Annotated in this window: 16 protein-coding genes; 15 read left to right on the top strand and 1 reads right to left on the bottom strand. The window is 69.5% G+C overall.

Features of this window, described 5'->3' with window-relative positions:
• Window positions 1-36: 36 nt before the first annotated feature.
• The 14 genes from ABN034_RS13095 (at window position 37) to ABN034_RS13030 (ending at window position 16,927) form a co-directional block, all read left to right on the top strand.
• Window positions 37-591: a NuoB/complex I 20 kDa subunit family protein gene (locus ABN034_RS13095; protein ID WP_349691275.1), complete on the top strand. Its 555-nt coding sequence runs from the start codon at window positions 37-39 to the stop codon at window positions 589-591.
• Window positions 588-1,331 (top strand): NADH-quinone oxidoreductase subunit C, encoded by a 744-nt coding sequence (locus tag ABN034_RS13090; protein WP_349691274.1) that lies wholly within the window; start codon window positions 588-590, stop codon window positions 1,329-1,331. Before ABN034_RS13095 ends, ABN034_RS13090 begins: the two co-directional genes overlap by 4 nt.
• Window positions 1,331-2,695, top strand: a complete 1,365-nt coding sequence (locus ABN034_RS13085; protein WP_349691273.1) for an NADH-quinone oxidoreductase subunit D — start codon at window positions 1,331-1,333, stop codon at window positions 2,693-2,695. Before ABN034_RS13090 ends, ABN034_RS13085 begins: the two co-directional genes overlap by 1 nt.
• Window positions 2,696-2,763: 68 nt before the next feature.
• Window positions 2,764-3,561: an NADH-quinone oxidoreductase subunit NuoE gene (gene nuoE, locus ABN034_RS13080; protein WP_349691504.1), complete on the top strand. Its 798-nt coding sequence runs from the start codon at window positions 2,764-2,766 to the stop codon at window positions 3,559-3,561.
• Entirely contained in the window at window positions 3,558-4,874 is a 1,317-nt protein-coding gene (gene nuoF, locus ABN034_RS13075) for an NADH-quinone oxidoreductase subunit NuoF (protein ID WP_349691272.1), read from the top strand. Before nuoE ends, nuoF begins: the two co-directional genes overlap by 4 nt.
• A complete protein-coding gene (locus ABN034_RS13070; protein ID WP_349691271.1) occupies window positions 4,871-7,378 on the top strand; it encodes an NADH-quinone oxidoreductase subunit G in 2,508 nt (835 codons plus the stop codon). The genes nuoF and ABN034_RS13070 overlap by 4 nt, the downstream gene beginning before the upstream one ends.
• Window positions 7,375-8,778, top strand: coding sequence for an NADH-quinone oxidoreductase subunit NuoH (nuoH, locus tag ABN034_RS13065; protein ID WP_349691270.1), 1,404 nt, complete (start codon window positions 7,375-7,377; stop codon window positions 8,776-8,778). The genes ABN034_RS13070 and nuoH overlap by 4 nt, the downstream gene beginning before the upstream one ends.
• Window positions 8,771-9,421 (top strand): NADH-quinone oxidoreductase subunit NuoI, encoded by a 651-nt coding sequence (gene nuoI, locus ABN034_RS13060; RefSeq protein ID WP_502877604.1) that lies wholly within the window; start codon window positions 8,771-8,773, stop codon window positions 9,419-9,421. Before nuoH ends, nuoI begins: the two co-directional genes overlap by 8 nt.
• A complete protein-coding gene (locus ABN034_RS13055) occupies window positions 9,418-10,335 on the top strand; it encodes an NADH-quinone oxidoreductase subunit J (RefSeq protein ID WP_349691269.1) in 918 nt (305 codons plus the stop codon). The genes nuoI and ABN034_RS13055 overlap by 4 nt, the downstream gene beginning before the upstream one ends.
• 64 nt (window positions 10,336-10,399) lie before the next feature.
• Complete coding sequence (gene nuoK / locus ABN034_RS13050) at window positions 10,400-10,699, top strand: NADH-quinone oxidoreductase subunit NuoK (RefSeq protein ID WP_349330088.1); 300 nt, start codon at window positions 10,400-10,402, stop codon at window positions 10,697-10,699.
• 108 nt (window positions 10,700-10,807) lie between these two features.
• Window positions 10,808-12,676 carry an NADH-quinone oxidoreductase subunit L gene (nuoL, locus tag ABN034_RS13045; protein ID WP_349691503.1) on the top strand — a complete coding sequence of 623 codons (1,869 nt, stop codon included), beginning with the start codon at window positions 10,808-10,810 and terminating at the stop codon, window positions 12,674-12,676.
• Window positions 12,677-12,693: 17 nt separating this feature from the next.
• On the top strand, window positions 12,694-14,232 hold the full coding sequence (locus tag ABN034_RS13040) for an NADH-quinone oxidoreductase subunit M (RefSeq protein ID WP_349330123.1): 1,539 nt from the start codon (window positions 12,694-12,696) through the stop codon (window positions 14,230-14,232).
• A 77-nt stretch (window positions 14,233-14,309) separates the two neighbouring features.
• Window positions 14,310-15,860 (top strand): NADH-quinone oxidoreductase subunit NuoN, encoded by a 1,551-nt coding sequence (nuoN, locus tag ABN034_RS13035; RefSeq protein ID WP_349691502.1) that lies wholly within the window; start codon window positions 14,310-14,312, stop codon window positions 15,858-15,860.
• Between the two features lie 71 nt (window positions 15,861-15,931).
• Window positions 15,932-16,927, top strand: coding sequence for a polyprenyl synthetase family protein (locus ABN034_RS13030; protein WP_349691268.1), 996 nt, complete (start codon window positions 15,932-15,934; stop codon window positions 16,925-16,927).
• A 267-nt stretch (window positions 16,928-17,194) separates the two neighbouring features.
• Here the strand turns inward: ABN034_RS13030 and ABN034_RS13025 are convergent, their stop codons facing one another.
• Window positions 17,195-19,369 (bottom strand): bifunctional polysaccharide deacetylase/glycosyltransferase family 2 protein, encoded by a 2,175-nt coding sequence (locus tag ABN034_RS13025; protein ID WP_349691267.1) that lies wholly within the window; start codon window positions 19,367-19,369, stop codon window positions 17,195-17,197.
• 83 nt (window positions 19,370-19,452) lie between these two features.
• On the opposite strand from ABN034_RS13025, the gene ABN034_RS13020 reads away from it, so the two are divergent.
• Window positions 19,453-19,593 carry a hypothetical protein gene (locus ABN034_RS13020; protein WP_349691266.1) on the top strand — a complete coding sequence of 47 codons (141 nt, stop codon included), beginning with the start codon at window positions 19,453-19,455 and terminating at the stop codon, window positions 19,591-19,593.
• The last annotated feature ends 332 nt before the right edge of the window (window positions 19,594-19,925 follow it).

Here is a 19,925-nt window from a genome sequence, read left to right as displayed (position 1 = left end):
AGATCCAGTCGTTCGGAAGAGAGCTGTTGATCGCACATGGGCATCGAAGAAAAGCTGCCCTCAGGGCTACTCCTCACCACGGTGGAGGGTCTTGTCGGGTACTTCCGCAAGGCGTCGCTGTGGCCCGCGACATTCGGGCTGGCGTGCTGCGCGATGGAGATGATGACCACCGGTGGCCCGGTCTATGACACGGCACGGTTCGGCATGGAGGTGTTCCGCGCCTCGCCGCGGCAGGCCGACCTGATGATCGTCGCCGGCCGGGTGAGCCAGAAGATGGCCCCGGTGCTGCGCCAGATCTACGACCAGATGGGTGACCCCAAGTGGGTGCTGTCGATGGGCGTCTGCGCCTCCAGCGGCGGCATGTTCAACAACTACGCGATCGTGCAGGGCGTCGACCACGTGGTCCCGGTCGACATCTACCTGCCGGGCTGCCCACCGCGGCCGGAGATGCTCCTCGACGCGATCCTCAAGCTGCACAAGAAGATCCAGAACGAGAAGCTCGGCGTCAACAAGCAGGAACTGCTCGCCGAGCAGGAGCGCCTCTCCCTGGAGAGCGCGCCCACGTCGGAGATGAAGGGGCTGCTCCGATGAGTGGCGCTGAGACACCGGACCACGTTCCGGACGAGACAGCCGACGACCGGCTGCCGGAGAAGCACGAGCCGGCGCCGCCGGAGATCCTCGGTGTCCGGCGCGGCGCCTTCGGTGTACGCGGCAGCGGCGACACCTCCGGTTACGGCCGGCTGGTCCGCACCGTCGCCCTTCCCGGCGGCACCGTACCGCCCTACGGCGGCTGGTTCGACGAGGTGGCCGGCCGGCTGGCCGAGGTGCTGGGTGACGAGGGCGCCCCGAGCTTCGACGAGGCGATCGAGAAGGTCGTGGTCGACCGGGGCGAGATCACGTTCTACGTCCGGCGCCAGTACATCCTCGAGGTCGTACGAAACTTCCGCGACGACCCCGCCCTGCGCTACGAGTTCTGCAGCGGCGTCTCGGGCGTGCACTACCCGGGCGACAAGGACCGGGAGCTGCACGCGGTCTACCACCTGCTGTCGATGACCCACAACCGGCGGATCCGGCTCGAGGTGGCCTGCCCCGACGCCGACCCGCACATCCCCTCGGTGGTCGAGGTCTACCCGACGGCCGACTGGCACGAGCGTGAGGCGTACGACTTCTTCGGCATCGTCTTCGACGGCCACCCCGGCCTGACCCGGATCCAGATGCCGGACGACTGGCCGGGCCACCCCCAGCGCAAGGACTACCCGCTCGGCGGCATCCCGGTCGAGTACAAGGGCGCGACCATTCCGCCTCCGGACGAACGGAGGGCATACACCTGATGACCACGCAACAGGACCGTACGCACGACGAGGCGCGGCAGGACCCCTACGCCAGCGTCCGCGACACCACCGAGGGCCAGGTCTTCACGGTCACCGGTCAGGACTGGGACTCGGTCGTCGCAGGTGCCGCCGAGGCCGCCGACGAGCGGGTCGTCGTCAACATGGGTCCGCAGCACCCCTCGACCCACGGGGTGCTCCGACTGATCCTCGAGCTCGACGGTGAGACGGTGACCGACGCCCGGTGCGGCATCGGCTACCTCCACACCGGCATCGAGAAGAACATGGAGTACCGGAACTGGACCCAGGGGGTCACGTTCTGCACCCGGATGGACTACCTCTCGCCGTTCTTCAACGAGGCGGCGTACGTCGGTGCGGTCGAGAAGCTCCTCGGCATCACCGACGACGTGCCGGAGCGGGCGCAGATCATCCGGGTGCTGATGATGGAGCTCAACCGGATCTCCTCGCACCTGGTCGCGATCGCCACCGGCGGCATGGAGATCGGTGCGCTGACGGTGATGACGATCGGCTTCCGCGAGCGCGAGAAGGTGCTCGACATCTTCGAGCTGATCACCGGCCTGCGGATGAACCACGGCTACATCCGGGTCGGCGGCGTCTCCCAGGACCTGCCGGACAACGCGATCGAGAAGCTCCGCGAGCTGATCGCGTGGTTCAAGAAACACCTCAAGGAGTACGCCGAACTCTGCAACGAGAACCCGATCTTCAAGGGCCGGCTCTGCGATGTCGGGCACCTGGACCTCACCGGCTGCCTGGCCCTAGGTATCAGCGGTCCGCCGCTTCGGGCGACGGGCTACCCGTGGGACCTGCGCAAGACCCAGCCGTACTGGGGTTACGAGACCTACGACTTCGAGGTCGCGACGTGGGACACCGCCGACTCCTACGGCCGGTTCCGGATCCGCCTGCAGGAGATGGAAGAGAGTCTGAAGATCATCGAGCAGGCGACCGACCGCCTGGAGGCGAACCCCGGCCCCGTCATGGTCGCCGACAAGAAGATCGCCTGGCCGAGCCAGCTCGCGCTCGGTCCGGACGGGCTCGGCAACTCCCTCGACCACATCAAGCACATCATGGGCGAGTCGATGGAGGCGCTGATCCACCACTTCAAGCTCGTGACGGAGGGGTTCCGGGTGCCGGCGGGTCAGGCGTACTTCGCGGTCGAGAGCCCGCGCGGTGAGCTGGCCTGCCACGTGGTCTCCGACGGCGGCACGCGGCCGTTCCGGGCCCACTTCCGTGACCCGTCGTTCGTCAACCTGCAGGCCACGGCGGCGATGTGCGAGGGCGGCATGGTCGCCGACGTCATCGTCGCGGTGGCGAGCATCGACCCGGTGATGGGTGGTGTGGACCGGTGAGCGCCGAGACCACTGCGCGTACGGAGAACCCGGGCAACCCCGGGATCTCCGAACGTACGAAGAACGAGATGCGCGAGATCATGGCGCGCTATCCGCAGGCGCGCTCTGCCCTGCTGCCGATGTTGCACCTCGTGCAGAGCGAGGTCGGCCACGTCAGCCCCGAGGGCATCGAGGTGTGTGCCGAGCTGCTCGACCTGACCGCGGCCGAGGTGGCGGCGGTCGCGACCTTCTACACGATGTACAAGCGCCGCCCGGTCGGCGACTACCACGTCGGCGTCTGCACCAACACGCTGTGCGCGGTGATGGGCGGCGACGAGATCTTCGCAGGACTCAAGGAACACCTCGACATCGGCAACGACGAGACCACGCCCGACGGCAAGGTCACCCTCGAACACGTCGAGTGCAACGCCGCCTGCGACTACGCGCCCGTCGTGATGGTCAACTGGGAGTTCTTCGACAACATGACGCCGGAGAAGGCGCGGCAGCTGGTCGACGACCTCCGCGCCGGCACCGAGGTCCAGGCGAGCCGCGGTGCGCGGGTGTGCACCTGGCGGCAGGCCGAACGGGTGCTCGCCGGCTTTCCCGACGGACGCGCCGACGAAGGTGTGACGGCCGGCGACGCCTCGCTCGCCGGGCTGCGGCTCGCCGAGTCGCGAGGCTGGGCGGCACCGAGTGGCGGCGCCGGAGAGCCACCCGCGATGACGACCCAGCCGGCGACTCCGGCCGCCGCCACCCGGGCAGCGGAGCAGGCCGACACCCAACGGGCCGAGTCGGAGTCCAAGATCGCCGAGGTCGACGCGGGCCACGACTCCGCCAAGCGTGACGGGACCGCCAACGGCAATGCCAGGAAGGGGAAGCGGCGATGACCGATCCGCTGGCACCAGTGCTGACCGCCAACTGGGCGCAGGATCGCGCGTGGACCCTCCAGGCCTACTCCGACCAGGGCGGCTACCGCGCGCTCCGCACGGCGTTCGGGCTGGACCCGGACGACGTCGTCACGATGGTCAAGGACTCCGGCCTGCGCGGCCGGGGCGGTGCGGGCTTCCCGACCGGCATGAAGTGGGGCTTCCTGCCGCAGCTCGGTGAGAAGCCGCGCTACCTGGTGGTCAACGCCGACGAGTCCGAGCCGGGCACCTGCAAGGACATCCCGCTGATGCTGGCCAGCCCGCACACGCTGGTCGAGGGCGTCATCATCTCGGCGTACGCGATCCGCGCGCGGCAGGCGTTCATCTACGTCCGCGGTGAGGTGCTGCACGTCGTCCGTCGGCTGCAGCAGGCGGTGCAGCAGGCCTACGAGGCGGGCTTCATCGGCCACGACATCCTGGGTTCGGGTTACGACCTCGACGTGGTGGTGCACGCCGGTGCGGGTGCGTACATCTGCGGTGAGGAGACCGCGCTGCTCGACTCGCTCGAAGGGCGACGCGGCCAGCCGCGGTTGCGCCCGCCGTTCCCGGCGGTGGCTGGGCTCTACGCCTCGCCGACCGTCATCAACAACGTCGAGTCGATCGCCAGCGTCCCGGGCATCGTGGCCAACGGCCCGGAGTGGTTCTCCGGGATGGGTACGGAGAAGAGCAAGGGCCACGTGATCTACTCCCTGTCCGGACACGTGCGCCGCCCAGGCCAGTACGAAGGTCCGCTCGGGATCACACTCCGCGAACTGCTCTCGTTGGCCGGTGGAATCCGTGCCGGGCACGAGCTGAAGTTCTGGACGCCCGGCGGCTCGTCGGTGCCGATGCTCACGAAGGAGCACCTCGACGTCCCGCTCGACTTCGAGGGCATGGTGTCGGCCGGCAGCCTGCTCGGCACCCGCGCCCTGTCGATGTACGACGACACCGTGTGCATCGTGCGGGCGGTCCTGCGCTGGACGGAGTTCTACAAGCACGAGTCGTGCGGCAAGTGCACGCCGTGCCGCGAGGGCACGTGGTGGCTCGTGCAGATCCTGCAGCGCATCGAGGACGGCAAGGGCAGCGAGGACGACATCGACACGCTCGTCGACCTGTGCGACAACATCCTGGGCAAGTCGTTCTGCGGGCTCGGCGACGGTGCGACCTCACCCATCACGTCCTCGGTGAAGTACTTCCGAGACGAGTACATCGCGCACGTGACCGGGGGTGGGTGCCCGTTCGACCCGGCCGCGGCGACCTTGTTCGAGTCAAGACCGGCAGGAGTGACCGTATGAGCCTGCAGACGCCCGAGCATGCCTCCACCGAGGTGGAGAACCTCGTCACGCTCACCATCGACGACATCCCGGTGAGCGTGCCGAAGGGCACCCTGCTGATCCGGGCGGCCGAGTTGATCGGCATCGCGATCCCCCGCTTCTGCGACCACCCGCTGCTGGACCCGGTGGGTGCGTGCCGGCAGTGTCTGGTGGAGATCCCCGACGCGGGCAACGGCCGCGGCATGCCGAAGCCGCAGGCGTCCTGCACGATTCCGGTCGCCGAGGGCATGGTCGTCAAGACCCAGTTGACATCGGCCGTCGCCGACAAGGCGCAGCAGGGGCAGATGGAGTTCCTGCTGATCAACCACCCGCTCGACTGCCCCGTCTGCGACAAGGGCGGCGAGTGCCCGCTGCAGAACCAGGCGATGTCCAACGGGCGCGGCGAGTCGCGTTTCACCGAGGTCAAGCGGACCTATCCCAAGCCGATCAACATCTCCAGCCAGGTGCTCCTGGACCGGGAACGCTGCGTTCTGTGCGCCCGGTGCACGCGCTTCTCCCAGCAGATCGCCGGCGACCCGTTCATCGAGATGCTCGACCGGGGTGCCCTGCAGCAGGTCGGCATCTACGAGAAGGAGCCGTTCTCCAGCTACTTCTCCGGCAACACCATCCAGATCTGCCCGGTGGGTGCGCTGACGAGTGCGCAGTACCGCTTCCGGTCCCGTCCGTTCGACCTGGTGTCGAGCCCGAGTGTCTGTGAGCACTGTGCGGGCGGCTGCGCGATTCGTACCGACCACCGGCGCGGCAAGGTCATGCGCCGGCTCGCCGGCGACGAGCCCGAGGTCAACGAGGAGTGGGTGTGCGACAAGGGACGCTTCGCGTTCCGCTACGCCGCACTGCCCGACCGGCTGACCTACCCACTGGTCCGCGACGCCGAGAGCGGCGAGCTGGAGCCGGCCTCGTGGTCCGAGGCGTTCCGCGTCGCGGCCGACGGCCTCGAGGCGGCCGGCGGGCGGGTCGGTGTCCTTCCCGGCGGCCGGGTCACGATGGAGGACGCCTACGCGTACGCGAAGTTCGCGCGGACCGCACTCGGCACCAACGACATCGACTTCCGGGCGAGGCCGCACTCGACGGAGGAGAGCGACTTCCTCGCCTCCGCCGTCGCGGGTACCGGACTCGGGGTCACCTACCGCGACCTGGAGAACGCCGCGTCGGTCCTGCTCGTCGGTCTCGAGCCCGAGGAGGAGGCGGCGATCGTCTTCCTCCGACTCCGCAAGGCCGCGAAGAAGAACGGCACCGCGATCTGGTCGGTCGCGCCGTACACCACTGACGGCCTGCGGAAGATGGACGGCACCCTGCTGCGGTCCGCGCCGGGCACCGAGGCGCGGGTGCTGGCCGCCCTGGCCGGCGGCGGCGCCGGTCTGGACCTGGCCGGGTTCAACTGCGCGCAGGCGCTGCAGAAGGAACGCGCGATCGTCCTGGTGGGCGCCCGCCTCGGCGCGGTGCCCGGCGGACTGTCGGCGGCCCTCAGGTTGGTCGAGGCGACCGGCGCCCGGCTGGCCTGGGTGCCCCGGCGAGCGGGCGAACGCGGCGCGGTCGACGCTGGTTGCCTGCCGAACCTCCTGCCTGGCGGCCGGCCGGTGGGCGACGCCGCCGCGCGGGTCGACCTCAGCGCCGCCTGGGGTTCCGGTGACCTGCCGATCGAGCCGGGCCGCGACACCTCCACCATCCTCACCGCCGCCGGTCTGGGTGAGCTGGGCGCGCTGGTCGTCGGCGGCGTCGAGGTCGCGGACCTGCCCGACCCGGCCGCCGCGCGGGTGGCGCTCGCGAAGGCGTCGTTCGTCATCAGCCTCGAGCAGCGACCGAGCGAGGTCACCGAGCACGCCTCCGTCGTCTTCCCGGTCGCGGCCGTCGCGGAGAAGGCCGGCACCTTCGTCGACTGGGAGGGCCGGGAGCGGCCCTTCGAGAAGGCGCTGGAGAACGCCGACACCCAGTCCGATCTCTGGGTCCTCGCCGGTATCGCCGAAGAAATGCGGCGCCCGCTCGGCTTCACGACGGTCGAGGGCGCCCGCCAGGAACTCATCGAGCTGGGTGCCTGGGACGACACCCGGGCGGCGCCGCCTCGGCGCGGCCCGGCCGAGTCGGCCCAGCCACGTGACGGCCAGGCCGTCCTCGGGACCTGGCACCAGCTGCTCGACCAGGGCCGGTTGCAGGAGGGTGAGCCCTATCTCGCCGGCACCGCCCGACCGGCCCGCGCCCGGGTGTCGGCCCGCACGGCCGAGGACCTCGGCGTCGCGGTGGGCCAGGGACTCGCGGTCTCGGACGGGCGGGGAACGATCACCCTCCCGCTGGAGATCGCCGACCTGCCCGACCAGGTCGTTTGGCTCCCGACCAACTCCGCCGGCTCGGGCGTACCCGACCAGCTCGGTGTCGACACCGGTGCCGTCGTCAACCTCGCGCCCGGCGCCCTCGGCACCGACGCCACCGCACCTGGGGCGGTCACCGCAGGAGAAGGGGGCACCTCATGAGCGACGAAGGTCTGTCGGCGTTCGGGAACGACCCGTGGTGGATCATTCTCATCAAAGCAGGTGCCATCACGGTCTTCCTGCTGCTCATCACGATCTTCAACATCTGGTTCGAACGCCGGGTCGTGGCGCGCATGCAGCACCGGGTCGGTCCCAACGTGCACGGGAAGTTCGGCCTGCTTCAGAGCCTCGCCGACGGGATCAAGCTCTCGCTGAAGGAGACGATCCGGCCGAAGAACATCGACACGGTCGTCTACGTCCTGGCACCGGTCATCGCCGCGGCCATGGCGTTCACGGCGTTCTCGGTGATCCCGCTCGGTCCGGAGGTGTCGATCTTCGGCCACCGCACTCCGCTGCAGCTCACGGACCTGCCGGTCGGCGTACTCCTGATCCTGGCGGCCGCGTCGCTCGGCATCTACGGCATCGTGCTGGGCGGCTGGGCCTCCGGCTCGACCTACCCGCTGCTCGGCGGGCTTCGTTCGTCCGCGCAGATGATCTCCTACGAAGTGGCGATGGGTCTCGCGCTGGTCGCCGTCTTCCTCTACGCCGGGTCGATGTCGACCTCGCAGATAGTCGAGGCGCAGGCGGGTGGCAGCCAGGCGACCATCCTCGGCGTGACGGTCGACCTGCCGAGCTGGTACGTCGTCGTCCTGCTGCCGTCGTTCCTCATCTACATGATCGCGATGGTCGGTGAGACCAACCGGGCGCCGTTCGACCTGCCGGAGGCCGAGGGTGAGCTGGTCGCGGGGTTCCTGACCGAGTACTCCTCGATGAAGTACCTGCTGTTCTTCCTCGCCGAGTACGTCAACATGGTCACCGTCTCCGCACTCGCGACGACGATGTTCTTCGGCGGCTGGCGGGCGCCGTGGCCGCTGTCGCTGTGGGAGGGTGCCAACCAGGGCTGGTGGCCGCTGCTGTGGTTCCTCGGCAAGGTCATGGCGTTCATGTTCCTGTTCATCTGGTTGCGCGGCACGCTGCCCCGGATGCGTTACGACCAGTTCATGAAGCTCGGCTGGAAGCTCCTCATCCCGCTCGCCCTGGTCTGGACGGTCTTCGTCGCGACCGCGCGCGCGACGCTGAGCGCCGGCTACCAGCGGCAGTTCTTCTACGCCATCGCCGGCCTCGTGGTGCTCGTCCTGCTGGGTTCGTTCGTCTACGACTGGATCGCGGCCAAGCGCGAGGAGGAACAGGCCGGCGAGGACGAGGAAGCCGACCAGCCGGCGTTCGACCCGTTCGCGGGTGGATACCCTGTCCCGCCGATGCCTGGACAGAAGGTGCCGGGCTTCGAACCCGCCACCGTGTCGGTGACCGCGGGCGCGGGGGCGCCCGGCGACGAGAGCGCACCCACGGGCGACGGTAGGGGACAGTCAGCCACGTCACGAGAGGAGCATGGCGATGGCTAGCGACAAGCCGCAGCGCGGCGTCATGGCGCAGCTGTGGGAACCGATCGCCGGGTTCGGGGTGACTTTCCGGACGATGTTCCGCAAGCCCGTCACCGAGCAGTACCCGTTCGAGAAGCGGCCCACTGCCCCCCGGTTCCACGGCCGCCACCAGCTCAACCGGCATCCGGACGGGCTGGAGAAGTGCATCGGGTGCGAGCTGTGCGCATGGGCGTGCCCGGCCGACGCGATCTACGTCGAGGGCGCGGACAACACCGACGACGGTGAGGGCACCGGCGGCCCGGGCAGCGGTCGGTTCTCGCCCGGCGAGCGCTACGGCCGCGTCTACCAGATCAACTACCTGCGCTGCATCTTCTGCGGCCTGTGCATCGAGGCGTGCCCGACCAGGGCGCTCACGATGACCAACGAGTACGAACTCGCCGACGACAGTCGGGCGAGCCTGATCTATGAGAAGAAGGACCTGCTGGCCCCGCTGCTCCCCGGCATGGAGGAGCCGCCGCACCCGATGCGGATCGGCGACGACGAGCAGGACTACTACCGCGGGGCCGGCCTGCCGGGCTGGTCGGAGCGTACGGAGTCTGCGAACGACGCCGAACCAGCCGCGGACGAGCCGGCCAGGGACGAGAGCGAGGCGGCGGCCCGATGACCGTGACGTTCTGGGTGCTCGCGCCGATCGCGGTGCTGGCGGCCCTGGGCATGGTGCTCGCGCGCAAGGCGGTGCACAGCGCGTTGCTGCTGGCGACGGTGATGATGTGCCTGGCGTTGCTCTACGCGATCCAGGATGCGCCGTTCCTGTTCGCCGTCCAGGTGATCGTCTACACCGGCGCGATCCTCATGCTGTTCCTCTTCGTTCTCATGCTGGTCGGCGTCGACGCGTCCGACTCGCTGGTCGAGACCTTGCGCGGGCAGCGCTGGCTGGCGATCATCGGCGCGATCATCTTCGGTGCCCTGCTCGTCACCGCGGTCGGTGGTGTCACGTTCGGCCAGCCGGTCGGGCTCGCCGGGGCGACGCCGGACGGGAACGTGCCGGCCATCGCGGCGCTGCTGTTCTCGAAGTACGTCTTCGCGTTCGAGGTGACGAGCGCGCTGCTCATCACCGCGGCGCTGGGCGCGATGATCCTCGCCCACCGTGAACGCATCGGAGTGAAGCCGTCGCAGAAGGACCTCGCCGAGCGTCGCTTCCGCGACTATGCCGAGAAGGGCCGGCACCCCGGCCAGGCACCGGCACCCGGCACCTTCGCCCGGCACAACGCCGTCGACACGCCGGCCCTGCTTCCCGACGGGCGGGCCGCGGAGTCGTCGGTGTCGCGGGTGCTCATCGCCCGTGGCACGGTGCGGGAGCCGTCGCGCTACACCCACCAGGTGCCGGGGCTCGAGCGCTACACCGGTACGCCCACGCCACGTAGCACCCGCGGCAGTGGGGCTGGCGGTGGCGACGACGGAGCGTCGGCGTCGAACGGCAAGGCGAACGAGTCCGCGGCCGACGACGGGTCCACCGCCGACTCAGGCGATCGCCACGACGACAACGGCTCGGCCGACGGGACGGGAGCGAAGCCATGAGCGAACGCAGTGAGGTCATCAATCAGCACAGCACCTTGGTCATGGGACCGACGAAGGAGGTCCCATGACCGCGACTTCCTACATCGTGCTGTCGGCACTGCTGTTCACGATCGGCGCGGTCGGTGTGCTGACTCGGCGGAACGCGATCGTGGTCTTCATGTGCATCGAGCTGATGCTCAACGCCGCGAACCTCGCGTTCGTCTCCTTCGCCCGGCAGGCCGGCAACCTCGAGGGCCAGGTCGTGGCGTTCTTCGTGATGGTCGTCGCGGCCGCCGAGGTCGTCGTGGGGCTGGCGATCATCATGACCATCTTCCGCACCCGTCGCTCGGCCTCGGTCGACGACGCGAGCCTGTTGAAGTTCTGATTCGGTGAGAGGCGAACCCACGTGACCACCTCCGTGAGCACTGTGCTCCTGGCCCAGGACCAGCTCCTGGCGCAGGAGCCGACGGCCGCCACCGGTGCGTTCTCCCTGCTGTGGCTGGTCGTCGCGATCCCCGCGGTCTCGGCCGCGGTGATCCTGCTGGCCGGGCGGGCCGCCCGCCCGTGGGGGCACCTGCTCGGCTGCGCGGCACCGATCGCGTCGTTCGCGCTCGGTGCGGTGATGTTCGCGGCGATGCTCGGGCTCGGGCCCGAGGAACGCGCGGTCAGCCAGCAGCTCTACACGTTCATCCCGCTGGCGAGCTACCACGTCGAGGCGAGCCTGCTGCTCGACCAGCTGTCGATGTGCTTCGTCCTGCTCATCACCGGGGTCGGCAGCATCATCCACGTCTACTCGGTCGGCTACATGGCCCACGACGAGCGGCGGTCGAGGTTCTTCGGATACCTCAACCTGTTCGTCGCGGCGATGCTGGTCCTGGTCCTCGCCGACGACTTCCTCGTGCTGTTCATCGGCTGGGAGGGTGTCGGCCTCGCGTCGTACCTCCTGATCGGGTTCTGGCAGCACAAGCACTCCGCCGCCACCGCCGCCAAGAAAGCGTTCGTCGTCAACCGGGTCGGTGACCTCGGGCTGTCGGTCGCCGTGATGCTGATGATCGCCACGTTCGGCACCTCGTCGTTCACCGGCGTCTTCGGCGGCGTCGCCGAGGCGGGCACCGGGATCGCCACCGCGCTCGGCCTGCTGCTGCTGCTCGGCGCGTGCGGCAAGTCCGCACAGTTCCCGCTGCAGTCCTGGCTGCTCGACGCGATGGAGGGCCCGACACCGGTGTCCGCGCTCATCCACGCGGCGACCATGGTGACGGCCGGGGTCTACCTCGTCACGAGGTCCAACGCGATCTTCAACGAGGCACCGATCGCCCAGACCGCCGTCGTCGCCGTCGGCACGATCACGCTGCTCATGGGCGCGATCATCGGGTGCGCGAAGGACGACATCAAGAAGGCCCTCGCCGGGTCGACGATGAGCCAGATCGGCTACATGATGCTGGCCGCGGGGCTCGGGCCGGTCGGCTATGCGTTCGCGATCTTCCACCTGCTCACGCACGGGTTCTTCAAGGCCGACCTCTTCCTCGGTGCCGGCTCGGTGATGCACGGCATGAACGACGAGGTGGACATGCGTCGGTACGGCGGACTGGGGAGGTACCTCCCGGTCACCTACGTCACCTTCGCGGTCGGCTACCTCGCGATCATCGGGATCCCGCCGTTCGCCGGCTTCTTCAGCAAGGACAAGATCATCGAGGTGGCGTTCGGCTTCAACGTGTGGGTGGGGTTGTGCGCGCTGCTCGGCGCGGGCATCACCGCGTTCTACATGTCGCGGGTGATGGCCATGACGTTCCTCGGCCGCAAGCGCTGGCGTGAGGACGCCCATCCGCACGAGTCGCCTGGCGTCATGACCGTCCCGCTGGTGCTGCTGGCGATCCTGAGCGCGGTCGGTGGCATGGTGCTCGCCTACCTCGGCGGCGGCATCGTGCACTGGCTCGAGCCGGTCGTCGGTGAGCAGCACGTCGAGCTGCCGGCCCCGCTGTCCGAGGCCCTGCTCATCGGCATCACGCTCGTCGTCGTCCTGCTCGGCGTCCTCGTCGCGGTGCTGTTCGTGGCCCGCCGCGACATCCCGGTCACCGCGCCCACGCGGATCTCCCCGGTCACCACCGCCGCCCGGCGGGACCTCTACGGTGACGCCTTCAACGAGGTCGTGCTGATGCGTCCCGGGCAGGAGGCCACCCGGGGTCTCGTCGCCTTCGACAACCGTGGGATCGACGGTGTGGTCAACGGCGTGGCCGCGTTCGTCGGTGGGCTCTCCGGTTGGGCACGCAGGTTCCAGACCGGGTTCGTCCGTTCGTACGCCCTCGTGATGTTCGGGGGTGCCGCCCTGGTTGTGGTGGCGATGGTGATGGTGAGGTTGTCGTGAACCTGGTCGCTCCCGATATCACGTTGCCGTGGTTGACCGTCGCCTGTGCGCTCCCGGCGCTGGGTGCGGTGTTCATCGCGCTGCTCCCGCGTGACCGGGACCTGCTGGCCAAGCAGGTCGCGACGGCGGTCGCCGGGCTGACGCTGGTGCTGGCGCTCATCATCGCCGTGCAGTACGACCCGGCCGGCGGCATGCAGTTCGTCGAGCAGCACCGCTGGATCCCGGCGTTCGGTGTCTACTACGCACTCGGTGTCGACGGCATCGGCCTCGTCCTCTTCCTGCTCACCGCGCTGCTGACGCCGATCGTCATCCTCGCCTCATGGAACGACGCCGAGTCCGGCAGCCGGAGTGTCAAGACGTTCTTCGCGCTGGTGCTCACGCTGGAGGCGCTGGCGCTCGGGGTGTTCGCCGCCACGGACGTCTTCCTCTTCTACCTGTTGTTCGAGGCGACGCTCATCCCGATCTACTTCCTGATCGGCAGCTACGGTGGGCCGCGCCGGTCCTACGCCGCTGTGAAGTTCCTCATCTACTCCCTTGTCGGCGGGCTGCTGATGCTCGCCGCCGTCGTGGGCCTCTACGCCGTCTCGGCCGCGCAGACCAACGGCGAGCCGTCCTTCCTGCTGAGCGCCCTGACCCAACTCGACATCGACGCAGGTACGCAGAAGTGGCTGTTCGCCGGCTTCTTCGTTGCGTTCGCGATCAAGGCGCCGATGTGGCCGGTGCACACCTGGCTGCCCGACGCCGCGCGCGAGGCGACACCTGGCACCGCCGTCCTGCTGGTCGCGATCCTGGACAAGATCGGGACCTTCGGCATGATCCGGTTCTGCCTCCAGCTCTTCCCGGAGGCCTCGCGGTGGGCGACGCCGGCGGTAATCGTGCTCGCCGTGATCAGCGTGCTCTACGGCGCGGTCCTCGCGATCGGGCAGCGCGACATCAAGCGGCTGATCGCCTACACCTCGGTGTCCCACTTCGGCGTCATCGTGCTCGGCATCTTCGCGATGACGAGCCTCGCCCAGACCGGCGCCACGCTCTACATGCTCAACCACGGCCTGTCGACTGCCGCGCTGTTCCTCGTCGCCGGCTACTTCATCACCCGGCGCGGCTCGGCGCAGATCGGCGACTTCGGTGGCGTCGACAAGGTGGCACCGGTCGCCTCCGGTGCGTTCCTGTTCGCCTGCCTGTCCGGGCTGGCGCTGCCTGGCCTGGCGCCGTTCGTGAGCGAGTTCCTGGCGCTCGCCGGCACGTTCCAGCGGTACGAGGTGGCCGCCGTGATCGCGACCATCTCCATCGTCCTGGCCGCGCTGTACATGCTGATCCTCTACCAACGCACCATGACCGGCCCGACCGCGACCGCGGTGGCGAACATGCCGGATCTCCGCCCCCGCGAGGTCGTCGCGGTCGCACCGCTCATCGTCCTGATCCTCGGCCTCGGGCTCTTCCCGGGCCCCGCGTTGGACGTGATCTCCCCGGCCGTCGACTCCACCATGGAACGGGTCGGCGTCACGGATCCGGCGCCCGAGCACCCCGTCACGGCTCCTTCGGAAGGTGAGAAGTGACACCGATCAGCCTCGCCCAGGAGCTCGTCGCTCCGGTTGCCGCTCTCTCGGCCACTGGCCACGGGTGGGCGGCACCTGTGCCCACACCCGGGTTCAGCACGCCGACGATCGAGTACGCCAAGGTCGCGCCGCTGCTCATCGTCTTCGGCGTCGCGATCCTGAGCGTGATCGTGGAGGCGTTCCTGCCCCGGCGGACCCGCTACGCCGCCCAGGTGATCCTGTCGCTCGCCGCGCTCGTGGCGGCCCTGGTGTCGACGATCGGTCTCGCCGGCAGCAAGCTGCTCGCCGCGGAGGGCGCGATCGCCGTGGACGGATTCACGTTGTTCCTGTGGGGCACCATCCTGGTGCTCTCGATCGTCTCGCTGCTTCTGGTCGCCGAACGCTCCGTCGACGGCGGTGTGACGGCGTTCGCCGGCCAGGCCGCGGCATTGCCGGGCACGGAGGCGGAGCGGGAGGCCCTCGCCCGGCGGCTGGAGCAGACCGAGGTCTTCCCGCTGTTCCTCTTCGCGGTCGGCGGGATGCTGCTGTTCCCGGCGGCGAACGACCTGCTGATGATGTTCGTTGCGCTCGAGGTGCTGTCGCTGCCGCTCTACCTGCTGTGCGGGCTCGCCCGCCGGCGGCGGCTGCTGTCGCAGGAAGCCGCGATGAAGTACTTCCTGCTCGGTGCGTTCGCCTCCGCGTTCTTCCTCTACGGCATGGCCCTGCTCTACGGCTACGCCGGCACGGTCAGCTTCACCGGCATCGCGGCGGCCATCGGTGGCAAGGTCGGCGTCGACGGGCTGCTGCTCGGCGGCACCGCACTCATCGCGGTGGGGCTGCTGTTCAAGATCGGTGCGGCGCCCTTCCACATGTGGACGCCGGACGTCTACCAGGGTGCGCCGACGGCGATCACCGCGTTCATGGCGGCGTGTACGAAGATCGCGGCGATCGGCGCGCTGCTGCGGCTGTTCTACGTCGCGCTCGGTGCCGCGCGCTGGGACTGGCAGCCGATGATCTGGGTCGTCGCCATCCTCACCATGGGAGTCGGAGCGGTCCTGGCCCTGACGCAGAGCGACATCAAGCGGATGCTGGCGTACTCCTCGATCGCACACGCCGGGTTCCTGCTCGTCGGCTTCGTCGGCGTACGCAACGACATCGGGATCAACACCTCTGCGATCCTCTTCTACCTCGCGGCGTACGGCTTCGCGACGGTCGGTGCGTTCGCGGTCGTCACGCTGGTCCGCGACGCGAGTGGCGAGGCGACCCACCTGTCCCGCTGGGTCGGGCTCGGCAAGCGGGCGCCGCTGGTCGCGGGCGTGATGGCGCTGTTCCTGCTCGCGTTCGCCGGTATCCCGTTGACCAGCGGGTTCATGGGCAAATGGGCCGTGTTCAGCGCTGCCTGGCAGGGCGGTGCGTGGCCGCTGGTCGTCGTCGGCGTGGTGGCGAGCGTCGTCGCCGCGTTCTTCTACGTACGCGTCATCGTCTTGATGTTCTTCAACGAACCAGCGGCAGAAGGTCCGACGGTCGCGGTCCCCAGCATGTTCACCTCGGTCGCCGTCGCCATCGGAGTCGCGGCTACCGTGGTGCTTGGCCTGATGCCGGAGCCGCTCCTGCAGCTCGCGGCGCGGGCCGCGCAGCTGGCGGGCTGACCGCGGATCGCGACGGGCGACCGCGGGGGCGGGCGACGCGTCGCAGCCGCAGCGGGAGGGTAGGTGTGCCGATGAGCATGACCGGGCTGACCGTTCCGTTCGTCGACGCCGACCTGGACGCACGTGTGCGGGCGCGACTCGACGAGGTGGAGCAGCAGCTGTCGACCGTCGTCGCGAGCGACTTCGGCTTCGTCACCGAGACGGCGCGGCACCTGATCGAGGCGGGGGGCAAGCGGTTCCGGCCGCTGCTCGTGGTGCTGGCCGCGGAGTTCGGCGACCACGAGGCGCCGGGGGTCGCGCCGGTGGCGGTCGTCCTCGAACTCACCCACCTCGCGACCCTGCACCACGACGACGTGATGGACGAGGCGGCGTTGCGCCGCGGCGCTCCGAGCGCCAACGCCCGCTGGGACAACACCATCGCGATCCTCACCGGGGACTACCTGTTCGCGAAGGCGTCGGACCGGATGGTGGATCTGGGGCTCGAGGCCGTACGCATCCAGTCGCAGACCTTCGCGCGGCTCGTGGAGGGGCAGATCCGCGAGACACTCGGGCCGTCCGACGATGACGACCCGCTCGACTACTACCTCTCCGTCCTCGCCGACAAGACCGGTTCGCTGATCGCCACGTCGGCCCGGTTGGGTGCGAAGCTCGCCGGCGCACCGGCCGAGGTCGAGGCGGTCGTGACGGAGTACGGCGAGAAGGTGGGGGTCGCCTTCCAGCTCTCCGACGACGTCCTCGACATCGCGAGCGACTCCGACCAGTCCGGCAAGACGCCGGGGACGGACCTGCGCGAGGGCGTTCCCACGCTGCCGGTGCTCCTGGCGCAGCGCTCACGGGACCCGGCCGACGCGCGGCTGCGGGACCTGCTGGCGAAGCCGCTGGTCGACGACGACGAGCACGCGGAGGCGCTCAAGCTGCTCCGGGCGCATCCGGCGATGGACCAGGCCCGGGCGATCGTGCAGCAGTGGGCCGACGACGCGCGCGCAACGCTGCCGTCTCTTCCGGACATACCGGCGCGTGACGCGCTCGCCGGCCTGTGCGACCTGGTGGTCTCGCGTACGGGGTGACGACTGGCCCACCACCCGACCGGGTGCGGTAAATGCGGCTCTCGTGACACCTGTGTCAGGCGAGCCGTAAATGACCACGCTGAGCAGGCGTTCGGCACCCGGAACGGGTGTCGACGCCTCTTTGGCGAACACGGGCATGCTCAGCGTGGTCATTTACCGCCCGCCCCCGGGCCGCCGGGTCGCCCGCCCCCCGGGCCCCCCGGTCCCCGGGCCCCCCGGTCCCGGGGTCCCCCGTACGACGTGAGACCACGACGTGGACGGGGCTGGTCAGGGCATGGCGAGCGGTCCGCGCCTGGCGAAGGTCCCCTGCCGGCGCATCGCGTGCCAGCGCAACGGCGCACCCAGCAGGGCCGTCACCACCGACTGGATGACGACGAGGTACATGAGCTGCCGGTAGACGACCTGTTGGAGGGGCAGGCTCCACAACGGCCGTAGACGCTCGCCATCCAGCCGCAGCGCGTAGGCCCCGGCGAGGACCTGGACGAGCAGGAAGCCCAGCCACACGGCAAGGACGCGCGCCGGCTCGCCGAACACGAGCCCGTACAACGCGAACACGTCGACGGCCGGTGCAAGAAGGGGTAGGGCGACCTGGAAGAGCGCGAGGTACGTGAGCCCACGGCGCCCCAACTTGCCGGCCTGGCCGCGTTCGATCAGGGCCCTTCGGTGCTTCCACATCGACTGCAGCGTGCCGTAACACCACCGGTAGCGCTGCCGCCAGAGTTGGCGAAGCGAGCTCGGCGCCTCGGTCCAGGCCCGCGCCTTCTCCTCGTAGACCACGCGCCAACCGGCCCGGCAGATCGCCATTGTGAGGTCGGTGTCCTCTGCCAGCGTGTCGTCGCTGATGCCGCCGACGCTGGCAAGCGCCTCCCGGCGGAACGCCCCGATCGCGCCCGGCACCGTGGGCATGCAGGCCCAGACGTCGAACATCCGGCGGTCGAGATTGAACCCGATGACGTACTCGATGTGCTGCCAGCGTCCGAGGAGTCCGCGGCGGTTGCCGACCTTCGTGTTCCCACTCACCGCACCAACCCGCGGATCTGCGAACGACCGGACAAGTCGTTCGATGGTGTGGGGTTCGAAGACGGTGTCGCCGTCGACGAGGATCAGGATGCCGGATCTCGCGCGGGCGATCCCCGTGTTGAGGGCGCTTGGCTTGCCGGCGTTGGCCTGGCGGATCACGGTCACGCCGGGGAGTCGGAGACGCGCCGCGATGTGTCCGGTGCCGTCGGTCGAGCCGTCGTCGACCACGATCACCTCGACCCTGCCGGGATACCGGGTGGCGACCAGTGAACGGACGGTCGCCGCAATCCCTGCCGCTTCGTTGTAGGCGGGTACGACGACGGAGACTGCGGGGAAGATGAGTCGCATGACGCGTCGGCGCTGTTGGAGTTGTCGCCGCCACGTCCGACGCGCACGCCTGGCGCGCCGGGCATGCAGCCTGGCCACGCTCACGAGGAGAACGACCCTGACCAGGGTGAGTGCGCCGGCGATGCCGAGTGCCACGGTCAGACCGGCTGCCAGGACGTGGCCCACCAGCTGTGCTCCGACCAGCGTCAGGCCAGCGAGGCGCTGCGGACGTGTCGCCGGCAGGCTCGTGGCGGGCAGCCCCACCCCGTCGGATACGGTCGTGAACTGGTAGCCGGCGGCATCCAGCCGGGTCAATAGGTGGTCGACCGCCGTGACGGTCGCGCCCCGGTCACCTCCGGAATCGTGGACCAGGACCACGGCGCCTTGTCGGCCGCGCGGAGTCGCGGCGGCCACGATCTGTTCGGGCGTACGACCGGACCAGTCCTTGGTGTCACGGTCGGCCAGAACAATGAGATAACCATCCCGGCTCAGCGCCCGGGCGGTTTCGTACTCCGGTGTGGTCATGGCGGAAGGCACCGAGGCATACGGCGGTCGGAGCAGTCGTGTGTGGTGTCCCGTGGCGCCGGCGATGGCCTTCTGCGTGAGGGAGAGTTCCAGCCCGCGCTGCCAGGTGGGGACCCGGCTGAGGTCCGGATGGGTGTAGCTGTGCGAGCCGAGCTCATGCCCCTCGGCCACGATCTGCCGGGTCAGCTGCGGATGGGCTGCCACCTTCGAGCCGAGGACGAAGAACGTCGCGTGGGCGTGGTGGCGGCGCAGCACCTCGAGGATCTGCGGTGTCCACCGCGGATCCGGTCCGTCGTCGAAGGTGAGCGCGATCGTGCCCGCCGGCATGGCCGCAGCGCCGGGTCGCGGGCCGGAGAGGTCGACGACGGGCCCGGAGTCGGCCAGGACGCGGGCATCTCGCTGGTGCCCTGGTGGCGTCCCACGACCCGGCTCCGGTGGTGCCGGCGAGAGGTCGCTCCAACTGCGTTTCACGTAGCCCTGCAGCAGGAGGACGCCGACGAGCACGGCCATCACGAGACTGAGCAGGGCCCAGTGCTGACGCGGTTCGCGGAGCCGGACGTGGCGGTGCACGTCAGGGGCGGTCGGGCGGTCTGGGCGAGCGGGACGCGCGCCCGGGTGGTGTCTCCGGCTTCGAACCCGACGCCTTGGTCGGCGTGGCAGTGGGAGTGGGAGTCGGCGTACGGGTCGGATCACCCGTGCGCGAGGTGGTGGTCGGCGTCGGGCTCGGGGAGGCTGTCGCTGACGGGCGCGCCTTCTCGGTCTCCTTGTCCCGCCCGGCCCGGCTGGCCGGCTGATCCGCGCGCCCACGATGAGGGCGCGCCGCCGGAGTCGAGGTCGGGGATGGTTTCTGCTCGCCCAGGGTCCACGGTGGCGTGCCCGGATCGGAGTCGGTGAACAGACTTATGCAGAGCAGCACGAGCGCCGCGGCCACCAGGCCTCCGCCGATCCGCCCTGCCTGTCGAAGGATGCGGTGCCGGCGTCCGGAGTGGTCGACGAAGACCGCGTGCCTGCCAGGCGGTTGTCGTCTCACGGCGAAGCAGTGTAGGCGGTGGAAGGTAGGACTGCGGAGATATGTAGTGACAGAAAGGACTTGCTCAACACTCTGTAACCTCGCAGTTCATTGAGA

Source organism: Actinopolymorpha sp. B11F2 (assembly GCF_040195635.1).
Taxonomy (GTDB): Bacteria; Actinomycetota; Actinomycetes; order Propionibacteriales; family Actinopolymorphaceae; genus Thermasporomyces.
This window is presented reverse-complemented; position numbering and strand designations above follow the sequence as displayed.

Excerpts from the sequence above, each read along its gene's own strand:
- ABN034_RS13095 (WP_349691275.1), top strand. The coding sequence starts at position 37 with ATGGGCATCGAAGAAAAGCTGCCCTCAGGGCTACTCCTCACCACGGTG.
- ABN034_RS13090 (WP_349691274.1), top strand. The coding sequence starts at position 588 with ATGAGTGGCGCTGAGACACCGGACCACGTTCCGGACGAGACAGCCGAC.
- ABN034_RS13085 (WP_349691273.1), top strand. The coding sequence starts at position 1,331 with ATGACCACGCAACAGGACCGTACGCACGACGAGGCGCGGCAGGACCCC.
- nuoE (WP_349691504.1), top strand. The coding sequence starts at position 2,764 with ATGCGCGAGATCATGGCGCGCTATCCGCAGGCGCGCTCTGCCCTGCTG.
- nuoF (WP_349691272.1), top strand. The coding sequence starts at position 3,558 with ATGACCGATCCGCTGGCACCAGTGCTGACCGCCAACTGGGCGCAGGAT.
- ABN034_RS13070 (WP_349691271.1), top strand. The coding sequence starts at position 4,871 with ATGAGCCTGCAGACGCCCGAGCATGCCTCCACCGAGGTGGAGAACCTC.
- nuoH (WP_349691270.1), top strand. The coding sequence starts at position 7,375 with ATGAGCGACGAAGGTCTGTCGGCGTTCGGGAACGACCCGTGGTGGATC.
- nuoI (WP_502877604.1), top strand. The coding sequence starts at position 8,771 with ATGGCTAGCGACAAGCCGCAGCGCGGCGTCATGGCGCAGCTGTGGGAA.
- ABN034_RS13055 (WP_349691269.1), top strand. The coding sequence starts at position 9,418 with ATGACCGTGACGTTCTGGGTGCTCGCGCCGATCGCGGTGCTGGCGGCC.
- nuoK (WP_349330088.1), top strand. The coding sequence starts at position 10,400 with ATGACCGCGACTTCCTACATCGTGCTGTCGGCACTGCTGTTCACGATC.
- ABN034_RS13030 (WP_349691268.1), top strand. The coding sequence starts at position 15,932 with ATGAGCATGACCGGGCTGACCGTTCCGTTCGTCGACGCCGACCTGGAC.